Annotated in this window: 15 protein-coding genes; 8 read left to right on the forward strand and 7 right to left on the reverse strand. The window is 38.1% G+C overall.

The window, feature by feature from the left end; all coding sequences use genetic code 11:
* Positions 1 to 483: 483 nt before the first annotated feature.
* Positions 484 to 1377, reverse strand: a complete 894-nt coding sequence (locus tag BS1321_RS13495) for a helix-turn-helix domain-containing protein (RefSeq protein WP_063235678.1) — start codon at positions 1375 to 1377, stop codon at positions 484 to 486.
* Positions 1378 to 1920: 543 nt separating this feature from the next.
* On the opposite strand from BS1321_RS13495, the gene BS1321_RS13500 reads away from it, so the two are divergent.
* Complete coding sequence (locus BS1321_RS13500) at positions 1921 to 2238, forward strand: hypothetical protein (RefSeq protein ID WP_063235679.1); 318 nt, start codon at positions 1921 to 1923, stop codon at positions 2236 to 2238.
* A gap of 28 nt (positions 2239 to 2266) precedes the next feature.
* On the opposite strand, the gene BS1321_RS27510 is transcribed toward BS1321_RS13500, so the two are convergent.
* Entirely contained in the window at positions 2267 to 2410 is a 144-nt protein-coding gene (locus BS1321_RS27510; protein ID WP_155726526.1) for a hypothetical protein, read from the reverse strand.
* 459 nt (positions 2411 to 2869) lie between these two features.
* On the opposite strand from BS1321_RS27510, the gene BS1321_RS13505 reads away from it, so the two are divergent.
* The 3 genes from BS1321_RS13505 to BS1321_RS13520 all read left to right on the forward strand — a co-directional run bounded on the left by BS1321_RS13505 (position 2870) and on the right by BS1321_RS13520 (position 9042).
* Positions 2870 to 4306: a hypothetical protein gene (locus tag BS1321_RS13505; RefSeq protein ID WP_063235680.1), complete on the forward strand. Its 1437-nt coding sequence runs from the start codon at positions 2870 to 2872 to the stop codon at positions 4304 to 4306.
* A gap of 397 nt (positions 4307 to 4703) precedes the next feature.
* Positions 4704 to 6710, forward strand: coding sequence for a penicillin-binding transpeptidase domain-containing protein (locus BS1321_RS13510; protein ID WP_063235681.1), 2007 nt, complete (start codon positions 4704 to 4706; stop codon positions 6708 to 6710).
* 262 nt (positions 6711 to 6972) lie between these two features.
* Positions 6973 to 9042 (forward strand): SpoIID/LytB domain-containing protein, encoded by a 2070-nt coding sequence (locus BS1321_RS13520; protein WP_063235683.1) that lies wholly within the window; start codon positions 6973 to 6975, stop codon positions 9040 to 9042.
* Positions 9043 to 9291: 249 nt separating this feature from the next.
* Here the strand turns inward: BS1321_RS13520 and BS1321_RS13525 are convergent, their stop codons facing one another.
* Positions 9292 to 10725, reverse strand: coding sequence for an alkaline phosphatase (locus BS1321_RS13525; RefSeq protein WP_169803989.1), 1434 nt, complete (start codon positions 10723 to 10725; stop codon positions 9292 to 9294).
* A 260-nt stretch (positions 10726 to 10985) separates the two neighbouring features.
* Between BS1321_RS13525 and secA the strand changes: the two genes are divergently transcribed.
* From secA to BS1321_RS13545, 3 genes are all read left to right on the forward strand, one after another.
* Complete coding sequence (secA, locus tag BS1321_RS13530) at positions 10986 to 13367, forward strand: preprotein translocase subunit SecA (RefSeq protein WP_063235684.1); 2382 nt, start codon at positions 10986 to 10988, stop codon at positions 13365 to 13367.
* Positions 13364 to 13825, forward strand: a complete 462-nt coding sequence (locus BS1321_RS13535) for an SLAP domain-containing protein (protein WP_063235685.1) — start codon at positions 13364 to 13366, stop codon at positions 13823 to 13825. Before secA ends, BS1321_RS13535 begins: the two co-directional genes overlap by 4 nt.
* Positions 13826 to 14068: 243 nt before the next feature.
* Entirely contained in the window at positions 14069 to 15835 is a 1767-nt protein-coding gene (locus tag BS1321_RS13545) for an LTA synthase family protein (RefSeq protein ID WP_063235687.1), read from the forward strand.
* A gap of 49 nt (positions 15836 to 15884) precedes the next feature.
* Here the strand turns inward: BS1321_RS13545 and BS1321_RS13550 are convergent, their stop codons facing one another.
* The 4 genes from BS1321_RS13550 to tagD all read right to left on the reverse strand — a co-directional run bounded on the left by BS1321_RS13550 (position 15885) and on the right by tagD (position 19986).
* The gene (locus BS1321_RS13550) at positions 15885 to 16811 is read right to left on the reverse strand and encodes an LCP family glycopolymer transferase (RefSeq protein WP_063235688.1); all 927 of its coding nucleotides are present in this window, start codon (positions 16809 to 16811) and stop codon (positions 15885 to 15887) included.
* A gap of 285 nt (positions 16812 to 17096) precedes the next feature.
* Positions 17097 to 18137, reverse strand: coding sequence for a C40 family peptidase (locus tag BS1321_RS13555; protein WP_063235689.1), 1041 nt, complete (start codon positions 18135 to 18137; stop codon positions 17097 to 17099).
* Positions 18138 to 18431: 294 nt separating this feature from the next.
* Positions 18432 to 19595, reverse strand: coding sequence for a CDP-glycerol glycerophosphotransferase family protein (locus BS1321_RS13560; protein ID WP_063235690.1), 1164 nt, complete (start codon positions 19593 to 19595; stop codon positions 18432 to 18434).
* Positions 19588 to 19986: a glycerol-3-phosphate cytidylyltransferase gene (gene tagD / locus BS1321_RS13565; RefSeq protein ID WP_063235691.1), complete on the reverse strand. Its 399-nt coding sequence runs from the start codon at positions 19984 to 19986 to the stop codon at positions 19588 to 19590. Before tagD ends, BS1321_RS13560 begins: the two co-directional genes overlap by 8 nt.
* A 956-nt stretch (positions 19987 to 20942) precedes the next feature.
* Here tagD and BS1321_RS13570 point away from each other — a divergent pair.
* On the forward strand, positions 20943 to 24272 hold the full coding sequence (locus BS1321_RS13570; protein WP_063235692.1) for a CDP-glycerol glycerophosphotransferase family protein: 3330 nt from the start codon (positions 20943 to 20945) through the stop codon (positions 24270 to 24272).
* Positions 24273 to 24295: the final 23 nt, after the last annotated feature.

The raw sequence follows: 24295 nt of genomic DNA on the forward strand, positions 1-24295 counted from the left end.
TCAGAACCAACAGTTCTTTAACTTATCGTAGTCAAGCCGATTTTACACTCGTGGGCCGTGCATATATTTAGTCCCGAGATCGAATGCCGGACTTTTTCCATGGCCGTTCTCTTTACGTTCTAATCCATTTAATCGAACAAACCATCACTGCTTCTAGCCGTATATTCATTATTACCCTGTAAAAGTCAATATCGTCAAAAATCCCCTTGAATATAAGCGGTTCGGATATAAACAGGAATAACTGGCCTTCACGTTAACCATGCCTCAAATCCTTCTTCCTCATCACGCTTCACAAAACTACTTGATGATGGTCCGGAACTTTTTTTAAAAGTGCGTTTTTGAAGCATCTCTTTATTATACTTCATTTTGGCTTGGAATTTAAAATGTAGAATTGAGGTTTTGGAAATGATGAGTGTGAGATTATACATATTCTTGGTGAATGGGAAGAGCCATTCCCGTGGGGAATGGCTATAAATTAAAGAATTAGTTTATTTTCATTTCGTTCTTCCAACTGTCCAACTTTTTGTTGATGAATGTAACAAAGGTATGATTTTTTTGTAATTTGAATAGAAACGCTGACTTTTCCAAGTACTCTTTTGCCTCTTCAAAGTTACCCACGAGTTCAAAATTGTAACCTAAATGGTAATGTAAATCAGCTAAAGCATATAATTGATCATGTTCGAGGCACCACTTTATGGCATCTTGGCAGCAGGCAATGGACTCTTCATATCGGACCAGGCGTGTTAACACTCTGCCAAAATTATAGGATAGTCGTGTCTTTAGCGTTTTATCCGTCAAAAAGGGCAGGGCTTTCAAGTGATCTAAAGCTTTCCTTAACAAGGCGAATGCATTTTCGTACTGTTCTTCGGCAACATACATTACACCAAGGCTGCTTAAGATTTCAAGCTCCCGTTCCGAATAAATTTTGTCTGTCGTATGAGTAATAGCGATGGCCCGATTAATGAATTCTATGGCTTTATCTAAATCTTTATTTTTTTCATATTCGTATATTCCCTTGTGCCAAAGAATCAATTGATGATTCTTTTTATTCTGAAGAAAGAGGGGACTGTTTTCCTCAGCCTTTACAATTTGCTGCATTTCCTCATAATTTCGGGTTCTTCTGGCTATTTTTAATTGATAAATCACTTCTTCCACGTAATCCAGCCTAGGGGTCATTCCAATATCGAAAAAATAGTTTACATCCACGCCTAAACGTTGGGAAATTAAATAGAGAGTGGATGCATATGGATAGACATCGCCCTTTTCAATCTTACTGATCTGTGCTTGTGTACAAATACCGGATGCCAACTCTTCCTGGGAAAGCCCGATTTGTTTACGTAGCTCTTTGATCTTTTGTCCAACTGCAAAAAAATCCATTTTGATTCTCCTTAAAATATGCCTAGAGTTATATTTTGTTATGAAAAATCGGTGAAAGCGGTATGTACAGGTCCTGAACGGTTTAAATAGATTCTTTAGTCGAAATAAATGATTTTAAGAAGTGTGGTTAAATATAACTATAGAATTAATTTCTATTTTAACCAATATTTTTTTTAAAAGAAAAGGAGGAATGACCTATGAAAAAAAGTACTAAAGCATTAGTCGTATCTTTTCTTATCATCGCTGCTTTTGTTATTGTCCCAAGCGAATTACCAGGCCTTTACGCAGAACTTCCAGGTTTATATAAATAAGTAATGAAGCTTTCTATTAATCATTCAAGCATCTTCAATTGAAGATGTTTTTTTATTATTTTAAATGATTATTCTTTTGCGCATATTCCTGTAGTTATAATTATCTATGAATGGGGAGTGTAAGGTCCGTTTGGAAGGTGTGGAAGAAACGTGAGCGTAGTTTGTAACGCCTATTTCCTTTTAATGATTTTGTTATAGTGTAAATAACGAAACGGAGAGAGGTGTAAGGTTAATGATTGATATTAATATGAAAGTTCAGCCCTCTTTTTACGATGATGAATGTGCCATTGTGTTTTCTTTTTATTTTGATAAGGCAACAAGGAAAATTGGTGAAGCTGTGGTGTACACATGCCAAAAATCAGATGAAAAAGAATACAGCCAAGATCATATAGATACAGATGTACAAGAAAAAATCGCTTATCTTAAAGAGTTTTCCATTGTTGATGAATATCAGGCAACCTCGATGAAGAAAATTCAACATTTTCTGAATGTAATCGGTATCAAGAAATGTGTGAAGCAAAACCTTCAGGGAAATGAAATCGCGTTTTAAACGATAAAAACTCATGACATCCCACATGTCATGAGTTTTTACCATTTAAATGAGAGTTTTGAGCATTCATTTTCTTTTTGATGAAATCGCTCATTTGTTTCCGTGCACTTGGTTTAGCGTTATTTGTTCTTTCAAAAAATTTAAAGTGTTGTTTATTGCTATCGGATTTCATGATGTCTCTCCTTTGTCTTTTTTATTTACCCATCTTTTTTTTAGTTAAAACGTGATTTCCATGATAAAGGGAGGAAATAAAGAAATCTTGTAATTATTCCTATAGTTATATTTTCATATGTGAATCCCTGTATATGAGGATTAATTAGATAATAATAAGTGGTAAAGCCTAAATATGGAGGTATTTCGTGTTTTATCATACTTAAAATAAATGCTAAAATGGTCCGAATATCGGATTTTTCATTAGAAACATCAGTTTCTAGTACCCTAAAGTGAAGAGGGTTGAAGAACTCTTTTCGATTGCCCCCGAGCACTTGCTTGGGGGATCTTTTTTTATTTGGATAATTTGTCCACTTTATTTCTATATTATGTTTCGTTTTGTTTGTATATACATGGGTAAATATAAGAAACAAGATGATATAAACCTGTTTTTAGCAGTTTAATCGGAGGAATATATTTTATGGATGTGAAAGTAAAGAATGATCCCACGAAGCGAACTTTCCAGCAGTACATTTTTCCGTTTACGCTTGAAGGAAATATGATTGAAAAGTTTGCGAAAAAGTTGATTGAGGACAATTTCATTTTTTTGAACTTGAAAGATATGGAACAACAAAATCAATTTTACGGTGGCCATAAAGTTTCGCACCGTAAATTGGAAAAGTATTTCATGCCTTATATCGAGCCGATTTTATTTCCGGGTAATGCAAAACAGAAAGAAGGCTTGCGGCGTTTCACGAAAAAACTGGAAATTGATTGTACCTTCGAATCACCCTATCTAAATACCCCATTTATTATTAACTCTATAGATATCTTCATATGCCCATTTCATATTGGGATGATGAATCTTCGTGTTACTTTACCTGAAGGGCTTTCACATGATGATGTGCTCTATTTTGGTGATACATTCCGAATCCTCGAACCGATTGCTGATGATGAGGAAAAAACGAAAGTCGGCTGTCGTGAAAATCAGTATGAACAGGTGAAGGATTTCATCTTCAATGAACTATTGCCGCCAATTGAGGAATATATGGATGAAGAACAAACAGATCCGACATATTTTGGCAGTTTGCCTTTCTTCATCGATGAAAGAATGTATGTGATCAGTTATATTGCATTCCCTGAGAATCGTGATATTTCTAAAAATGACTTATTCCGGATCAGTGAGCTGAACGGGTATGACAATGATGGTGAGCCATATATAGGCGCATTAAACCCTGATTATATAGAAAAGTATTATCAAGAAAGGGTATATGACAGGTGGGGCAAGGAAACCTATTATGTAACAAGCATGTATCATTTCGCGTGTGTCACGAAAGCGACAGGTAAACTGGAAGAGGAACTGGCAAGCGAAATGTATGGCCAGCATTTTTATACAGTGTTGCTTTTCTTCTATTATAAGATCGTACTGCTCAAATTGGCTCATGAGCATTCCCAGATAGATGTGGAAAAAGATCAATCGGGTACGGAACAGCTGATTTTCATGATCACTGAGTTTACTGCAAAGTACTTATTCACTGAAGTCAATAGTACGGCTATCGGTAAGGAGCTATTCAAAAAAACGGATGAAACCTTCAGGATTACCCCACTCTATAATGAAGTGAAGGAAACACTTTCCTACCTTTATCAAAATCAGGATAAACTGTCTGGTAAAAGCAGTAATTATCTCTTGCAAATACTAACGATTTATACGGTTGTCTCCGGGATATTCGGAATGAACCTATATATTGAAGATTGGAAAGGGAAATTACCTTGGAAAGCTTATATGAATTACACCTTATACGAATGGGTAGCAGTCATTGTTACGACAAGCGGTCTAGTCATTTCTGGCATCTTGGGCTTTTTCTTCTTGAAAAAATGGCTGCAAGAGAAGAAAAGCCGAAAAAAAAGAATGCTTTAGTTTGTTGACAAGGGGGTTTTAGGAATGACCTTACCCAAACCATGATTTTAAAAGAAACTTGGTTATCCTTGTTTTTTTTGGATAAAGCCCTCTTTAGGTTGAAGAAATTTGCGACACTCCTGCCGAATAACTGGCTAGCCGAGACCCCCGATAGATGCTTGCTTTGATGCGGCTTGGCATACAGTCGGGGGAAAGGGAGCGGATTTCTGGAATCAACTGGCTCTTCTGCCAATTTGTCTTCAGTCTATAGTCCTGTACACAATGTACAGGACTTTTGTTTTAGAAAAAACATGTTTAATTAGAAAAATGAAGAAATTTGGTATGTAAAATCCCCCATTCCCCTAATATTTTGCTAAACTATAGGTATATCATTCTAACTATTCATTAGGAGGAAATTATGAAGAAACTAGCTTTAGTTTCCAGCTTATTGTTGATGAGCGTATTGTTTCTGGCCGGATGCTCGGATGAGCCAAGACCCGAAGATCGCTTTGCGGCATACACGAAGCTTTGGAATAAACAGGATTTTGCGAAGATGTACGAGTATCTGTCACCTGAGACAAAGAAGAAAATCAGTGCGGATGAATTTGCGCAGCGTTATGAAAAAATCTATACGGGCATAGAAGCCGACCAATTAAAGGTGAACTATAAACAGCCAAAAGAAGAAAAAGATCATAAAGATGGAGAAAAGGTAAGCCTTTCATATACCGTTGATATGTCCACTATGGCGGGTGCTGTCAGCTCTGACCATAAAGCGACACTTGTCAAGGAAGGGGAAGGCGAGGAAGAAAATTGGTACATCAAGTGGGATGAAAGTTACATATTCCCTCAATTGGAAGCTGGCGAGAAGGTATCGGTTGAATCGTATCCAGCCATTCGCGGGGAAATCGTCGATCGAAATGAACGCGGCCTTGCCATGAATGGAACGGTAGCAGAAGTGGGAATCGTGCCAGAGAAAATGGCCAACGAATCCGAAACGGTTAAAAAGGTCGCTGGAATCCTCAATATGTCCACCGACGAAGTGAATCAGAAATTAAAACAGTCATGGGTAAAGCCAAGTTATTTCGTGCCCATCAAGAAAATGTCAAATGACAATAACGCAACCTTGGAAAAGCTATTGAGCATTGCTGGGGTATCTGTCAATAATACGGAAGAACGTATATATCCATATAAAGAGGCGACTGCCCATCTAATTGGATATGTCGGTGAGGCATCGGCCGAAGATCTGGAGAAATTGAAAGGAAAAGGTTATACCGCAAGTGACGTTATTGGCAAGCGAGGTCTTGAGGAAGTGTTGGAAGAGAGGCTTAAAGGTGAACCTGGCGGTAAAATTTTTATTAAAACCGAAGATGGCGAAGAAAAAGTGATTGCTGAAAAGCCTGCTGAAGAGGGAGAAACAATTACATTGACCATCGACGCCGAGCTTCAAAAGGATATCTTCAAGCAATATAAGAACGAAGTTGGATCGGCAGCGGCACTTGATCCGAAGACAGGAGAAACGCTTGCGCTTGTTTCAAGTCCGTCGTTCGATCCTAATAAATATATTTTCGGGATAACAGAAGCGGAACAAAAAGCACTTGAAGAAGACCCGAAAAAACCACTTCTGAACCGCTTCAGTTCGACGTTTGCACCTGGTTCAACCATTAAGGCCATCACCGCGGCAATCGCTTTGGAAAATGGTGTGGATCCGAAAGAGTCAATCAATATCCAAGGGAAAACTTGGGCCAAATCGACATGGAAAGATCATTCCATTACAAGGGTTTCGGACCCCGGTGTTCCAATAGATATGGAAAAGGCACTAATTTATTCAGACAATATTTACTTTGCCCAAAAAGCTTTGGGGCTTGGAAAGGAAAAATTCACAAATGGACTCAAGGCATTCGGATTTGATGAGTCTTTGAATTACGATTATCCAATCAAAGCATCGAGCATCGGTAAGATCGACAGTGAGGGACGCTTGGCAGACGCTGGATATGGTCAAGCACAAGTCCAAATGAGCACGCTCCATCTCGCCATGACCTATTCAGCCTTCTTGAATGAAGGAAACATCCTGGCACCTTCGTTAATAACAGGAGATAAAATAGAAAAGAAAATATGGAAAGAAAATGCGATATCAGCAGACCAAGCAAATCAGGTCACCAAGATGCTGACACAAGTAGTGGAACATCCTAAGGGAAGCGGACATGGAATAAACGACCTTGGCATCAAAATCGCTGCCAAAACGGGAACTGCTGAAATCAAGGCATCCAAAAATGCAGACGGAACAGAAAATGGCTGGTTCGTTGCCATGGACACAGAAGACCCGGAACTTCTCATGGCATGGATGATTGAAGATGTAAAAGGACGAGGCGGCAGCCATGTCGCTGTCGATCATATGAAACCGGTGTTGAAGAAGTATTTGAAGTAAAGAAAAAAGTCACCCATCAGAAATGGGTAAAAATGCAGCAAGTATTTACCATTAAAAAGCAGGACATGGTTTCTTCCATGTCCTGCTTTTATCTTTTCACACGTTGTGAATTCCAATTTGTTACGACAATAAAGCTGGATTTGAAGGATAATGAGCCGTACATACAGAATGTAAAAAGAGAGTTCAGTAACCTACAAGTAAGCCCGCGATCTCAATGTGGTCCTTTAAAAGTTAAATGGAATAGGAATGAGGATGAAAAGGAATGAGGAGTTTAAAGTATTGGTTTATTGCTTTCTTTATCATTTTTTTTGCATTTCCTTCTCATGAAGCAACGGCAGCGGAAGAGAATACAACGATGGAAGTGAAACTGAAGAATTATTTGGGGAATAGAACCAGCGTCAAAATAAATGCAACCGGGGACTACCGTACTTCAGGGGGAGAGATATTCATCAAGGCGGGTGAAAATCTGACTTTGAAAGTGGAGTCGGCTAAACTTGCCGTTTACAAAGGTTCTAAGAAAACGGGATCTTATGCTTCCTTCAAGGTAATGCCAGTTAAACCTGATGCTTCATTGTCCATAAACGGCCGTCCCTATCAAGGCTCATTTTCCTTTACAGCGGAGGACGGTTACATCAGGCCAATCAATCATGTTTACATGGAAGATTATCTAAAGGGCGTTGTCCCGCTGGAGATGCCCGCACTATGGCATGCCGAAGCCTTAAAAGCACAGGCGATTGCCGCCCGGACTTATGCACTTCGCCATCAATCCACAATAATTGATGATACGGTTTCTTACCAAGTATATGGCGGGGCTGCCGGTCACTATCGAACTAATTCGGCCATCGAACAGACAAAGGGCATGGTAATTAAACATGATGGAGAAATAATCGAAGCGTTCTTTTCCTCAAGCAATGGAGGAATGACCGAATCGAATTCAAATGTTTGGTCAAGAGGCAACCCTCTTGCATATTTATCTATAAAAGAAGATTTCTATGATCCGAAAACCAATTGGGAGATAACGCTGGATAAGCAGCAAATCGACCTGTCAAAAATAGATTTATCTAAACCGGAAGAATGGTGGACAAGTGTAGAGGAAAAAGATAAAACGGTTGTGCCGAAGCTGAAAGTTTGGCTGAAGAATAATGGATATGCGAAGAAAGATATTAAAATAACGGAGATTCCCTTATTAACATTTACCGATGAAAAAACGGGGGGCCGTGTTACGAAAGGCTCCATCCAACTGAATTTCTATGTAAGGGATCTCGTTGATGACAAGGGGAAACTTTTGCAGCAAACGGTTAAGCTTACTAATGTAGCGGCTTCCAAAATCAGGGGCATGGTGGGGCAAGAGGTGATGAAAAGCTATCTGGTTGACCATTCATCCTCCAGTCCTTCCAAAATTTCTATTGAAGGGTCAGGATATGGGCATGGAGTCGGGCTAAGTCAGTTTGGGGCGAAAAACAGAGCTGAAGCAGGACAATCATATCAAGATATTTTGGGGTTTTATTATCCTGACACAACTATAGAAAAGGAATATGGACCAGGTGCTGGATCTAAAACGGATCTTGTCGTAAAGGCGGAACCGAATTCAGTAAACTTGAAAGCGAAGACGGATCATTTAAATGATGAGGTAGGAATCACATATTCCCTAAAAGAAGATGCTGTGGTAATACTCACGATTAAAGATAGTAAGGGGAAAGCCTTAGCTACCCCAGTCCGTGACCAAACAATGAAAAAGGGTACCCATTCAGCAATCTGGAACACAAAAGCGGTAAGTAACGGTACATATAAAGCAGAAATATCAGCAATGGACCAAAGCGGGAAGGAAGGTTTGGCAACAACGACGATTAAGATCAGTAGAGATACGTCGGTACCGGAAATCACCGATGTCAATACATCGGGTGATTATAGTACCGAGAAAGCGAACATAACGTATACAATTAATGAAAACGCTAATGTAACAGTGGAAATTAAGAACAGTAAAGGTAAGGTTGTTGGCATCCTTTCTGAAAGGCAGCTCAATAAAGGCAGGCAATCCGCAACCTGGGATTTTAAAAATATGTCCAACGGGATGTTTACGGTGACAATCTCCGCCAAGGATGAGAGTGACAATCAGAAAACCATTTCAACGAAAATCTCCATTAAGAAGACGACAGGAGTAGTGACAGCAAGCGAACTATATATTAAAGAAAATAGAAATGCATCTTCTGAAACGGTCGGGAATCTATACAGGGACCAAGCCGTAACGATCCTGGCTCAACAAGATGAATGGTATAAAGTGAAAAAGGGAAGCCAGATTGGGTATGTTTTAAAAAACCATGTAAAAAAATGAATGAGTAGGACGTCAATTATGGCGTCTTTTTTGTTCTTGTATAAATGGTATTAAGGTTCTTCATCAAACTCCCGAGTAAACGGCGTGAATTCACGAGTAAATTCACTAAACTCAGGGATATCGCACAATTTCGTGAGTAAATGACCCAAAACTTCGGGGGAATTCCCCGAAACTTGAGTTAACGGGCCACAATAGAAATGAATACCGAAAAAATCCAGTTAATAGAATATAAAAGAGGAGTGAATGAATTCATTCCTCTTTTGATTTATGCTGACCGGGTGTGAACGGAACACCGGCGGCTTTTGTGATGATTTTCGAAATATCCGTATTTTCAATGACTCCATCAAAGGCTTCACTACCTGGACCCGAAGCGAAAACGGGAATCATATTGGCTGTGTGCCCTCCTGTGGAACTGGCCGCCCGTATGCTTCGATCAGCTACACCCGCTTTATGATGCCTGGCGATGGTGCTTCCGATTTCCCAATCAATTTGATGCTGTGGATAGACAAGCGTTCTATTTTTTCTTACGTTATCGATGAATTGATCGACTTCCTGATCCGTAAGGGATATATGTGCATACTTCTTGAATGTTGAAACGACACTTTCCGGATTGATTTCATTATTTTTATCGAATGTAAGCTGTTTGGACATATATTCAGATGAAACCTTGATTTTTTTCAGTGCAGTGATATCCATTGTTTCAGAAGCGGAGGTCCCCATCGTTTCGTGGTCTGCAAGTACAACAATCAACGTATCATTTCGATTCTTTGCCCAATTTACAACCTCTTTCACGGTTTGGTCAAATTCGATCGTTTCTTTCCATATTCCAGTGATATCGGCTGCATGCTCCATATGGTCAATACGAGCACCTTCGGCCATCAAGAAGAATCCTTTATCACCACGGGACAAAATATCCATTGCTTTGGCTGTCATTTCGGGCAGGGATGGTTCTTGAGAATGTAATACTTCTTTATCCAGTTTAAAATTCATATAGGTAGGGTGAAATAATCCTAAAAGTTTTTCCGAATTATTAATGGAACTAAGTCCTTCTTTAGTGGTAGTAATTCCATAGCCAGCTTGTTTAAATTTAGCGATTAAATCCTCGCCATTCTGCTTTTTTGCCTCGAAATAGCTGGCACCTCCGCCGAGAATGATGTCGATCCGGTTATCAAAGAGCTGTCTCGCGATATTTGCGCCACCTGTCCAGCGGTTAGGGACACTTGCACCAAAAGCAGCTGGTGTGGCATCAACTACCATATTTGTTGAGATGATCCCGACTTTTTTTCCATTGGTTTGAAATGCATCCAATACACTATCAACCTCGGAACCATTGGCATCGACACCGATCGATTCATTGTTGGTTTTTATACCAGTGGCAATCGCGGACCCTCCTGCTGCAGAGTCGGTGACGAAATTATTGGCGGAATACGTGCGCATCAGGGCAACGTGTTCCAGTTTTTCTAAATGTAAAACACCTGTCTTTCCATATTCCAATTGCCGGGCAATTTCTATTGCCCCTAATCCCATGCCGTCGCCAATCAGCAATATGACATTCTTGGGGGTGGTTTTTGTCTCTGCTTGAATAGGGGAGCTCATGCAAATAAGGCAGATAAGAACGAATAATCCTAATTGATGAGGCTGTTGTGCAAGTTTATGAATGAATTTTCTGGATGTCTTATTCATCTGTAATCCTCCCTTGGGTGAAAGTCTTCCTATTATTTGTTTAAATTTATAAAAAAACCCCTTCCTGATATTCAGGATGGGGCTAATCTTTTTAGCCTTTTATGGACGGGCATCCAGTCGCCTTTTGCGTAATTTAATCTTTCAAAAAAAGAAAGAATTTCTATATAATTACAATGTGCAGGCGATAATTTATAAACAGTAAATATATAACTGATATAATTTCATTAAAGTTCAATTGAAATAATAGGAGAGAAAACCCTATGCTATCCAGTATGAAAAAGTTCTTCAATGAAAGCTCAAAAGACTTAAAGAGAATTTATAAGTTGGTAGAAGATGTGAATCGGCTAGAGGGTAAATATGAAAGATATTCAGATCAAGAATTATGCGGGATGAAGGATAGATTTAAAAGCTTATTGGATGCAGGCGATGATATATTGGATATACAAGCCGAAGCTTTTGCGGTCGTGCGCGAGGCTTCTAAACGAGTGTTGAATCTTAGGCACCATGATGTTCAGCTTGCAGGCGGTTTTGTCCTGAGTGAAGGGGGCATTGCACAAATGAATACGGGCGAGGGGAAGACGCTTGTCTCTACTTTGCCTAGCTATTTACATGCACTGTACGGGAATGGTGTCCATATTATAACGGCCAATGAATATTTGGCCAGACGTGATAAAGAGTTAATGGGACAAGTTCATGAATTTCTAGGATTGACGGTTGGTTTGAACATTTCCCCAATGGGGCCTTCCGCAAAACGTGAAGCTTATGCTGCAGATATCACGTATGGGACGGCAACAGAGTTCGGTTTTGATTATTTGCGTGATAATATGGCTTACCGAAGAGAAGAAAAGGTTCAAAGAGGACACCAATTTGCCATTGTCGATGAGATTGACAGCATCTTGATTGATGAAGCGAGGACACCATTAATCATTGCTGGCAGGGCAAGCGACGGTACCGAGCTTCACCAGATCACGGCACAAATCATGAAGTCATTTATAGAAAATGATGATTACGAGATTTTCGTCGAGTCAAAGTCTGCCTTTTTCACGGATCAAGGGGCGTCCAAGATTGAAGGGGCCTTTGGTATCGACAATCTGTATGGAATGGAACATCAAGTGTTATTACATAATGTTACACAGGCGTTAAAAGCCCATGCAATCATGAAATTGGATGTGGACTACATTCTCATCGATGGAAAGATTGCAATCATCGATAAATTCACAGGCAGGGTGATGGAAGGGCGAAGCTTCAGTGATGGGCTTCATCAAGCGATTGAGGAAAAAGAGGGCTTGGAGATTTCGGAAGAGAATGAAACACAGGCTATGATTACCATCCAAAATTATTTTCGATTATATCATTCAATGTCTGGGATGACAGGCAGTGCCATGCCATCAAAGGCTGAATTCCAGGAAATATATCAGCTCCCTGTCATTGAAATTCCAACTAATAAGCCTATTATTCGAGTTGATGAGGTTGATTTAATTTATAAAGATGAAACCAGCAAAATCAGCAAAATCGTCACGGAAGTAAAACGGATTCATGATGGAGGTAGACCTATTCTGATCGGAACGACCTCCATTGAACAATCTGAAAAAATTTCGGTTCAACTAGAGAAGGGGAAAATTAAACATCAAATCCTTAATGCAAAGACGGAAGAGGATGAAGCGGAAATCATCGCGAATGCCGGGCAAAAAAGTCAAGTGATGCTGGCTACGAACATGGCTGGGAGAGGAACGGATATAATACTTGGTAATGATGTCAAGGAATTGGGCGGCCTTCATATTATCGGTACGGAGCGACACGAGAGCCATCGAATCGATATGCAGCTAAGAGGACGTTCCGGCCGGCAGGGCGATCCTGGTTCAACACAATTCATCATTTCTTTGGAAGATGATTTGTTTGATTACTATGATGAAGAAGAAATCGAACGTTATATCAAGAAAATCAAAACGGATGAAAATGGATTGGTGCTGGGCCCTGCTCCTGATAAATTCGTTAAAAGGGTTCAGGAAACGGTTGAGCAGATGCATCAATCAAGCCGTTACCATTTATTAAAGTTAGAACATGCATTAAATGAGCAGAGTAAAATCATCTATGCAATGAGAGATAGGATTCTTGATATGGAGCCTGGACGGATGTCGACCATTTTACTTGAATATATCGAAAAATACATTACTCGGCTCACAGCGAAATATTTCCCTGAACATATAGTGGAACCTGATCCCTCTGCCTTTATTGAAGAGCTTTCCCTTGTTTTCATGACGTTGGGTTGGCAGGCAAGTGATTTGCAGGATTTAGAAGGTCATATAGTTGAAGGAAATGCGTTGGACGCTTTAGGTGAATTGGAATCGAGACTGGTGATCTTTCAAGACGATGTGGAATGGGGAAACCAGTTGCGCGCTTTCATGCTGCAGCACATTGATACAAGTTGGATGAACCATTTAGATGAAATGAACAGTGTGAAGGAAGGCATTGGTTTAAGCGGATATGGTCAGCAGGACCCATATACGGTGTTTGAAAGGATCGCTCTCAATCAATTCAACCTTCTATTAAGTAAAATTGAGTCAGAGATAAGCATCCGTTTTATGGAATATATGAAAAGCAATCAGGAAGATGCAGCTGCTTTGGAGGGTGAGGAACGATGAGTTTATATGGAAAAAGGGATAATGCAGCTTCAGATGTACATGAGTTACTAGATCAGGATGACACCGTTCATACTGCCCTGATGTTTCACAAGGAGTGGGAAACTTCCAAGCAAGAGGAATATGTATATAAATTCCATCATCAAAGGCTGCCTGCATTAAAACCGAACCAAATTTCCATATCCGGCATCAAGCTGACTAGGGTGGAAGACGATGTAATCATAGTGGCTTTTCTACGAAATTCATTAGAGAAAGCTGTCATGTTTGATATCGTGGATTTACTGTTAGTGGATGGAGATGGAAAATTTCTCGCGAAAAAGGCATTCGATCTTAAAGAGCTTGGTGAGATTCCGGCACTTTCAAGCATGCCATGGCGTTTCTTATTCGAGGAAGGTGATATATTGGCGGAATCGATTCCTGACCAAGGTTGGAAGATTGCTTTTGAATGGAAGAGAAAGTAGAAAAACAACCGCATGATCTGTCGGCATCTGGTAGTTTCTATGCCAGAGTGCCAAAGCAAAGCCTTCATCCTTTTAGTGATGAAGGCTATTTGATAATTATGGAAGTCATTAGTGCCAAATATTTATACTGTTTTCTGTGTGCAATTTCTCATAAATGGCAACGCTAAGTAATATTTATAAGTAATCTTCCGCAATCAGGCTTAACCAAGGCTTGGAAATAATGAAGAGGAAAGTGGCAGGAGCATGAAGAATAACCTGAATCAACGATTGAAGGAGAGGCTATTTGAGATATTGTCATTTTCAATCGTGGCCATACTTTTCATTTATACGAATGATAGGATGGGTAATGATCTTTCTATTGGGATAATTACGATAATCATCGGTGTTGCCGGTTTTATTGTTTATCTGAAGGAAATAATACCGAATCGGATCGTAAAGGGCATCATTTTTTCAGTTTTCCTTCTTTCGATCATGGTCTTTTTCCTTGGGGACATCTGGTTTTATCGCTATTATTCGACACCTATAACCTCCTATATGTGGATGCAAAAAAGCAATCTGAATGGGCTTGGTGAAAGTATATTCAGTATGATGGAAATGAAGGATGCAATCTTTCTGCTGATAGGAATTCCAATTGCTGAGTCATTTGTGAAGAAAAAATACCCCCTCAAGCATATGGCACTTGTGCCTGCCGTAATATTCCTGTTGATAGCAGGATTAAAGCCGGTCAAGAATATCTTTATCGACAAAGTAGATATAACTCGGCGTTATGAGGCGAATACCTTCTTGCGAAACTGGGGCCCAATCGGTCATCACGCATTGGATACGTATGCCTATTTTTCTGACTCGGGAAGGCATGGAATGTCTTCGGAAGAAAAGAAGGACGTTTCTGATTACTTCAATAAAAAGAAAAGAAAGGAAAATGCCCATTCAGGCTCGTTGGAGGGGAAGAATCTCATTATCATCCAGGTAGAATCTTTACAGGCGTTTCCGCTATTTCAAAGCAGTGCCGGGCAGGAGGTCACGCCATTCATGAATGAACTGGCGAAAGGGGGGTTGTACTTCCCCCGTGTATATCCACAGACGGTATTTGGAAATTCATCTGACGGAGAGCTTATTGTGAATACTGGACTATTTCCTTTAAAGCAGGGCGCGACCTTTTTTCGATTCCCTTATAATGATTTTCCGGGTCTTGCTAAGGAATTAAAGAAGTCGGATTATCAAAGCTTTGCTTTCCACGGAGATGAAGAAGACTTTTGGAATAGGCAGCATGCATATCCCTCGCTAGGGTTTGATGATTATCTTTCCATAGAGGATATGCAGCAGGATGAGATGATTTCGATGGGCTTGGGAGACCGCAGTTTCTTCAATCAAAGCTATGATTTCTTAAAAGATAAACCAAATCCCTATTACGCTTTTTTCGTTACTTTGACCAGCCATGTACCTTTTTCATTACCGACGGAACAGATAACATTGAAGCCTGAAGTTGGAAAAGAGAACAGTTACCTGACTAAATATTTTGAAGCAATTCATTATACAGATTCAGCCATCGGGGATTTTGTAAAGAAGTTGAAGGATGACGGGAAATTGAAAGACAGCGTGATTGTCATTTACGGAGATCATGATGGGCTATTTTTAAAAGATAAACACGAGGTTGAAGCGTATTACGGCAGTAAAATTAGCGATGAAGAGTGGATTGAAAAATATATGCCCATTCCCGTGATCATTTATCAGGAGGATATGGAAGGAAGAACGATTGATAAGGTAGCAGGCCAAATCGATATTCTACCAACTCTATATGATTTGTTCAATATTAAGAGTTCTTCATACTTTGGAGAGAGCATGCTAAATGGCGAAGAAGGCGATGCTTTGATATTAAAAGGGGATTATGGTTCTCAAATGAAAATAAATGGGGAAGGCAAGGTCGATGGATTTTCACCAGTAGACCAAAAGGAGATTGATCTGAGTGATCAAGTGATACGTTCCGATTACTTTAAACAAATGAAGGATTGAGAAAAAGGTAAAAAAAAGAGGATGACTGATAAAAGCCATCCTCCATCCATTATAATCCCAGATGTGCTTTCACACGATTTTGGGCTTCAAGCTTTGTATTTTCTGGAACGATGTTGTACCAAACGCCATTTACCCGTTGATTGTCACCTTCAAGTGTATATTGTTCAATATTTTTGAGGGATGATTTGTAGTTATTTTGGATACTCAACATTTCATTGAAACTTAAATTGGTTTCCACGTTTTTACCTAGAGCTTCGAATATATCGTCATAATTGGTAAGTGTTGATAGGCTTGACCCTTTTTTCATGACAGCTTGGATAACCTGGCGTTGCCGCATTTGCCGTCCATAATCCCCGCGGGGATCTTCTTTACGAATTCGGGAATAAATCAATGCCTCTTTACCATCTAAGTCGATCGTGCCTTTGTTAAAGGTATATCCTTTATAGGCAAGGTCCATATCATTATCGACTGTGACACCGCCAACTGCGTTCACAATATCCTGAAAGCCTTCCATATTCATTTTGACGTAATAATCAATTGGAATATCCAAATAGGCTTCCACTGTATTTATCGACATGGCAACTCCGCCATATGCATAGGCATGGTTCATTTTATCATTTATACCTTTACCGATGATCTCTGTACGCGTATCTCTCGGTAAACTCAATAACTCAATCGATTCTTTTTTAGGATTAACCGTCATGACAATCATCGTATCTGATCGACCTGAGTCATTTTCTCTTTCATCCACACCAAGAATTAGTAATGAAAATGGATCTTTGCTTTTAAACTTGATGTCCTCTACTCGCTTATCCGTTTTATGGGCTGTACCCTGCATAGTGTTAACCGCACCGGCTAATGATTTATAAACTGAAGCGCCATAAACACCTGCGCCAATGAAAAGGATAAGAAGGGTGAAGCTGATTATTTTAAACGCTTTGCGTTTCTTTTTCTTTTTTTTATGTTCGGATCTCATTTAATATTCCTCCCTTAACCATCCCACAAAATGGAAGGTGTGAAAAAGTACCTAGTCGGTATTTTTAACTATACCTTTTTTTTGTCAAAAATAGAATAGTTTCTTTTTGTAGTTAGAGTGCATATTTTCCTTTTTTTATCCAAAAAAACGAAGGATTCTCAAAAACCGAATCCTTTCGTTGGTATATCATTAGAATTTTTCCTTAATTGTATAACTATAGATAAAAGACTGTGATTCTTTTACATAAAATTGCCAGACTTTAAGAGAAAGTCTGGCAAGTAAATCTTATAAACTTCTATAACCGATGATTTTACTTTTGAAATAAGAGTTTGAAGTAGTACTGATTGTTACTCCCTTACTTGATGAGGCATGAATAAATTCCCCGCCGCCCAAGTAGATTCCCATATGGCTTACCACTGCTTTATTGGAACCTGTCGCAAAGAAGATAAGATCGCCGCTTTTTGGTGAAGTAACTTTTTTACCCATATCATAATATGTGGAAGATGAAAGCCTCGGCACTTCATACCCAGCCTTCTTGAACGTATAGTAAATAAATCCGCTGCAATCGAAACCTGATGGGGAGGCACCCGCCCACGAATAAGGTGTACCAATTAATTTCTTTGCTTCGGAAACGAGCTTGGCCACTTTGTTCCCCGAACTTGGGGCTTCCACTTTTCCATCATCGTTTTTATCTGCAGGGGCAGTGCTTGCCGATTTACTTAATTTTAGTTTTTGACCCACTCTGATTAAATCGGACGTTAACGAGTTGGTTGATTTAAGCTGGGCTACAGTCAAGTTGGTTTTTCTAGATATCTTGGAAAGAGAGTCACCTTTTACCACAATGTATGTAGACGAATTGGCTGGGGTCTGTGTAACATTTGATGGTTTGGAGCTGCCGGGTAAATCAATGGTAGTGGTGGTGGTTGATTTGGATACGATAAGTTTGGCGCCTGCATAAATTCTATCGGATTTTAAGTTATTCATTTTCATCAATTCAGCAAGTGTAAGGTTATGCTTGTTTGCTATCCTGGTTAAGGTATCACCTGAAACAATGGTATATGTGGTTTTCTTTGTTTTTTTCACGGAAACTGAAGAAGCATTTGATGTTGTTTTGGAGTTGGGTGTAGTTAATTTTTGATTGATTCTCAAAAAGTCTGATTTTAAGTTATTAAGCTGTTTTAAGTCTTTTACCGTCGTATTATGCTTCTGGGCGATTTTACTTAAGTTATCACCGCTTTTGACTGTATATGTACCGGCAAGGGCAGGAGAAACAAAAGTCGAAGATAAAATGGCTAATGTCGAAAATGCGACAACACTTTTTTTCACGGTTTTCCACCTCTAATATGTCTTTTTCCCTATTCTAACAAAATAAATGGATTAAAACATATTACATTTTTGTTACAAGGGGAAAATAGTAGTATTTTACTGGTTTATATTGGTTGGGTTTGAGTATTATAATCTACAATATTTTCTATATTGTGAGCCTTTTTTCACATTGTGGAGTTTAGTGTTTTCATTTGTCATTCTCTGTAAAAATGTCCCTGTTTTTGGGATGTGCATTTTCATTGAGGGGTTATTGAAAAAAATGAAAACCCACTTCGTTTTACGAAGTGGGTGGTTTTATTTAAAAAGGAAATCAACTAAATTCCTGCTTGAATTTCCCTTAGAGTATTCATTCCATTTTTGGTTAAAGGAAGCGATCTTCATTAATGAATGATCGGCGGTACGGATTTCCTTTAAGAGCTCTTCTGTGGTAGATACCACGGGTCCGGGCATGGAAGAAGAGTAATCCTCCCAGAATCCCCGTTCCTGCACATACTTATCTAAGTCATATGCAAAGAATATCATGGGTCTTCCCAAAAAAGAGAATTCAAATGGAATCGAAGAATAATCGGTTATTAAAAGATTTGTACTGATCAGCAGCTGATTAACGTGAAATTCACTATTGACAGGGTAAATGAACCCCGGGAATTTATCTTGTAAATCATGCTCTGCTTTTACAGCGGGATGCAGTTTTAGTAATAACGCATAATTTTCGCCCTGAAGTTCCTTGTAGAGCAATTCCAAATCAAGTGCAATCTCTCCGTTGTTCAAGCCGTCATCACGAAATGTAGGGGCATATAAAATGATTTTCTTATGCTCAAGTTCTGGAAACTTGGCCAGCAAAGCATTACGGGCAGTTCTTTTTGATTCATCATTAAAAAAGAAATCGGTCCGAGGTATCCCGGTCCTTAGGATATGGGAAGCCGGTAGTTGAAAACTTTCTTGATAAATCTCGGCCATTCTCTCTGAACCTGCCGTAACATAATCGAATTTATTATATACATCTAAAAATCTTTTCCTTGCACCGGCTGAACGGTTTTGAATGGAAGGGTCTTTTGCCCCGAATTGCTTTACTGCACCGGCCGCATGCCACACTTGGACACATGTCACTTCCTTTTTGAATGCAATAGCAGAAAGAAAGCCAAAATAATTATCGATGATAATCCATTTTGATGTAGCCAGATGATAAATCGATCGGATCATGGGCATGATATTCTTTGATTCAAACGGAAGGACGATGGTTTTCCCATCGTCCTTAACTTGTATAGAACTGCTTGATTTCATTAAAAATACTTTTTGAACGGAAATGTCCTGCTTGTCCATTTCATCTGCGATATATTGGCAATTGTCCCCGAATGATGTGACAAAGGTCGTTTTGTCATATAAAGGGAAAAGTTTAAAGATAGAGAATAAAACTTTGAAACAAAAAAGATAAATCCCTATCGCGAATTCTTTAGCCATTAGTAACTTGTAAAAGGTCATCTTTAATTTGGGAAGTCGAAATGCCGATTGTTCTTGGAAGGTAGACCACTTCACAAACTTCGGATAATTCATCGAATTGGCCTTTCCAGTCATCACCCATTACAAAGATATCTACACCCTCACGAACGATGTCTTCCTTCTTTTGTTCCCATTTGTCTTCAGGTATAACTTCATCCACATAGCGAATTGATTCAAGGATCATTTTTCTGTTTTCAAAGCTATGATAAGCTTTTTTGTCTTTTAAAGCATTGAATTCATCCGTGGAAATAGCAACGATCAGATAATCCCCTAAATCTTTAGCGCGTTTTAATAGATTGATATGACCCCAATGAAGTAAATCAAAGGTTCCGTAAGTGATTACTTTCTTCATTTTTATTCCTCCTTTAAAACTCTTAAACTGTAATTAAATAAAATTAATATATATTTGGTCTATTAGAATATGAAATGGAACAATCAAACAGGCAACTAGCATTTCAATTCTGCTTGTTGTTTTCTTATATTTTTAGGCAATGACTTTCTCTTAACTAATTATAACTTAATAGCTTTACAAATAAACCACAATTTTTTTACAAATAAACCACATTTTTTTACATTGATGATTATTGTAAATATTAATTTTTAAGTTAAAATTAAATGTTGACTAATTTGTATTACTCTGTAGGGCATAATAAAATGTCTATAGTTAATGTAAGGGTTTATACAATAATTAAGCTGATGAACGATATTATAAGAAATATTTCATTCTTGCTGCAATCAGAATAAGCCATTCACAATTTTACCACGTTTAGGAGAGAACAACTAGAGGAGCTTCATAAATCCCTGTTTTCTAATAGTGAAGGTGAAGTGGCAGGATCGCATGAAGACAGAGGATGGGTCATGTATAGGCCATCAATCTAACGCTTAACATTTAATAGCCCAATTAATGAAGTGCAAGTAAAAACAGTTTGATGATCTGGAGCCTATAATACCTGTTTTGAAAGCGTTCACTTTGATGTCAAGAAGACTTCTTTGCAATTAAAAGACATGTTTTTGCTATTCCCTTTCCATTCTGGCAACATGGAAGGACGTGCAAATGATTTTTACGGCAGTACTTCCTCGGAGGTCCTATATTTACAGAATGTTTTTTAGTTTTAGCATGGTTCGTTTCCGACATTAAACTAACCAATATTGTCTCTTTTGTTCATTCGAGGAATTATAGGTAATATATGGACAGTTCACCTGTCTGTTTAATGATATTGAGGAAAAACTGAAAAAAGTTTATGATTTTAAAGTACAATGAATGATTCATTTTTATTTAAATAAATAATTTGTTATAGGTGGTCTAAAATGATTAAAAAGCTTCTTGGAAAAGGGAAAGCAAAAAAAACTCCTAAAATTAAGCTGAAACAAGTTCTGACCATTGCGCAAGAGGAAAATATGCTATTGATAAAAGGGGAATTTTCAATAGAACATTATTGCGCAAAAGAACTATGGCTATATTCTAGGGAAAACGAAGATCAAAAAATAAAAATAGCTGAATCAGTGAGCTCATCTAAATTTGAGTTTAATGTAGATATGAAAGATTTAATACGGAAATTAGAAGATGATGAACCGACTGTTTATGACTGTTATATAAAGGTTGCCGTTCCGGTTGAAAAGCTGAGCAAAAAAACAATACTTAGTATCGAACATAAAGCTGAATATGTAGAAGTGAACGAACGGGTTAATATCGAATACCCACTTCGTCTAGGGCGTTTTCAGGAAACGCACATGAACAATTTGAGTATTTACAACTATGAAGATAAACAAAGTATATTCTCTATAACGAATAAAGGGAATTTATCTCTTTACTTCAATAAGTACCCTAAAGTTCAGATTAAGTCTCAAATTGAAAAAATCAAAAACAATTCGAAAACCATGCAAATTAATGGTCAAATTTTCACCAAGCATTCAACGATCATAAAAGGTGAGGGCCTAGTAAAAGGAAGACAAAGTGACAAAGAATATCAGGCGAATATATCTTTTATTCATAATAAGGAAATGAATATTAAGAAATATGGACTGAATCGTTATATATATGATTTGAAATTGGATTTAGAACAATTAGTCAGTGCGGATTTGGAAGATGATATTTATGACATTTACATGAAATTACATTTACATGATCAGGAAGAGCCGAAAATGGTACGCGTCGGAAGACCAACCACCAGAACTAAATTATTTACTAAAAAGACCGATGTCAGCTCGAATAATGGAGTTGCTATCGTCAATCCATATTATACGTTTAAAGCATCCAATTTATCTTTGGAAGTGTTTAACTTCTCCACAGAAAGTTATCGATATTTAAAAAGGATGATGGGGTGGAGGCGATTTCTGGCTTTATTTAAAAAGAAAAAGGATGTCTGGCTAATTGGTGAAAGAACTTATAAAGCCCAAGATACTGGATATCACTTTTTTAAATATATGAGGGAAAACCACCCTGAAAAAGAAGTGTATTATGTAATAGAAGAAGGTTCCGTGGAAGCCAAAAACGTCGAGCCCTTTGGAAATATACTTTATTTCAAGTCAAAGGATCATATTAAAAAGACAATGGAATCGACACGTATTATATCATCACATCATCCGGATTATTTATATCCTTTAAGAACATCTGAATTTAAAAATCGTGTTAAGGGAGTTAAGGTATTTCTTCAACATGGTGTTATGGGCACTAAGAATATGGTGGCAAACTACGGGAAAAATGCAGTCTCCGGTTTTAGTACGGATGTTTTTCTAGTAAGTTCAGACTTCGAAAAGGATATGATTGTAACTGATTTTGGATACAACGAAAAGGAAGTATTCACAACAGGACTTTCTAGGTTCGACTCACTGTTTAAGGATGATGTTTTAACAAAGCGGCAATTATTGATCATCCCAACATGGAGAGATTGGATTACATCCGATGAAATATTTTTGGAAAGCGAGTATTTTGAAAGGTATCAGAAATTAGTGAATCACCCGGTTTTACATGAGTTATCTAAAAACACTGGGTTTGAAATCATTTTTTGCCTTCACCCTAATATGCAGAAATTCACATCTTACTTTAAGGATGCTCCAGTTCGGGTGATTAGTCAGGGTGAAGTGGATGTCCAAAGATTAATTAAGGAAAGTGCGATTATGATTACGGACTATTCAAGTGTAGCTTTTGACTTTAGTTTCCTGCATAAACCGGTTATTTACTATCAATTTGATAGAGATCGTTTCATAGGGAAAAGACCGTCACATTTGGATTTGGATAACGATCTTCCGGGTGAAATCGTTGATGAATTGGATGAATTGTTAGGTGTATTAGCCGAATATGCCAACACTGATTTTGTCATGAAGAAAAAGTATATGGATAAGGCCAACCGTTTTATTAAATATCGCGATGTCCATTCTAATTCAAGGATATTCGAAGTGATTCAAAATGCAGAAAAAGATCAAAATTCACTAATTAAATTATATAACCATCCGATATCAAAACTCATTTTGAATCGATTTAGGAAAAGTGATAAGTATTTCCCTGTCATGAAAAAAGTTTATAAAATTATGTCTAAGCTTATCCCGGTTGACCGGAACCTTATTCTTTTTGAAAGTGGGATAGGGAAGCAAGTCGCCGATAGCCCCAAGTATATTTATGAAGAACTGGTCAAAAGGGATAATAAATATAAAAAAGTTTGGGTGTATAATGGTAATTTACCGATAAAAGGAAAGAATACGAAGCTGGTAAAACGCTTAAGTCCGGAATACTATTATTATTTAGCCAAAGCAGGTTATTGGATAAACAATCAAAACTTCCCTACCTATTTAAGCAAAAGGAAGGAAACGACATATATTCAGACTTGGCATGGTACCCCTTTGAAAAAAATGCTGTTTGATATAGACAATATTCAAGGAAGAGACGAGGGGTACTTAAATCGAGTGCATGGTGCAACGAGAACTTGGGATTATTTAATATCACCAAGTCCATACGCATCCGAGGCCTTCAGAAGTGCTTTCAAATATGAAGGGGAAATATTAGAGACGGGATATCCAAGAAATGATTTGTTTTACAGGGAAGATGCTTCAATAATTGCCAAGTCAGTGATGGAAAAACTGAAGATACCAAAAGGAAAAAAAGTCATCTTATATGCTCCTACATTCAGGGATAATCAAACTTCGAAAAACAATAAATTTATTTTCGAGCTGAAATTTGATTTGGAAAGAATGAAGGAAGAACTAGGGGATGAATATATCCTGTTGTTAAGGATGCATGTTGTTATAAGTAATAATCTCAGCATCCCGAGCGAATTTGAGGATTTCGTGATAAATGTATCCAATTATTCAGATATTCAGGAACTTTACCTGATTTCTGATATATTGATTACGGATTATTCTTCAGTGATGTTCGATTTTGCTAATACTGCTCGGCCGATTTTGTACTACACTTATGATTTGGAAGATTACAGAGATAATATCCGTGGATTCTATATGGATTTTGAAAAGGAAGCACCAGGTCCATTTTTAAAAACAACTGAGGAGATTATCGATACTATTACCAATATTGATGAAATAAACATGCAATACAAAGAGAGATATGGTTTATTTAGAGAGAAGTATTGTGGAATAGAGGATGGTAAAGCTACACAGAGAATCGTGGATAAATTTTTTAATGATTGATTCCTTAAATAAAGGGTATTGTT

Source organism: Peribacillus simplex NBRC 15720 = DSM 1321 (assembly GCF_002243645.1).
In the GTDB taxonomy this organism is placed as follows: Bacteria; Bacillota; Bacilli; order Bacillales; family DSM-1321; genus Peribacillus; species Peribacillus simplex.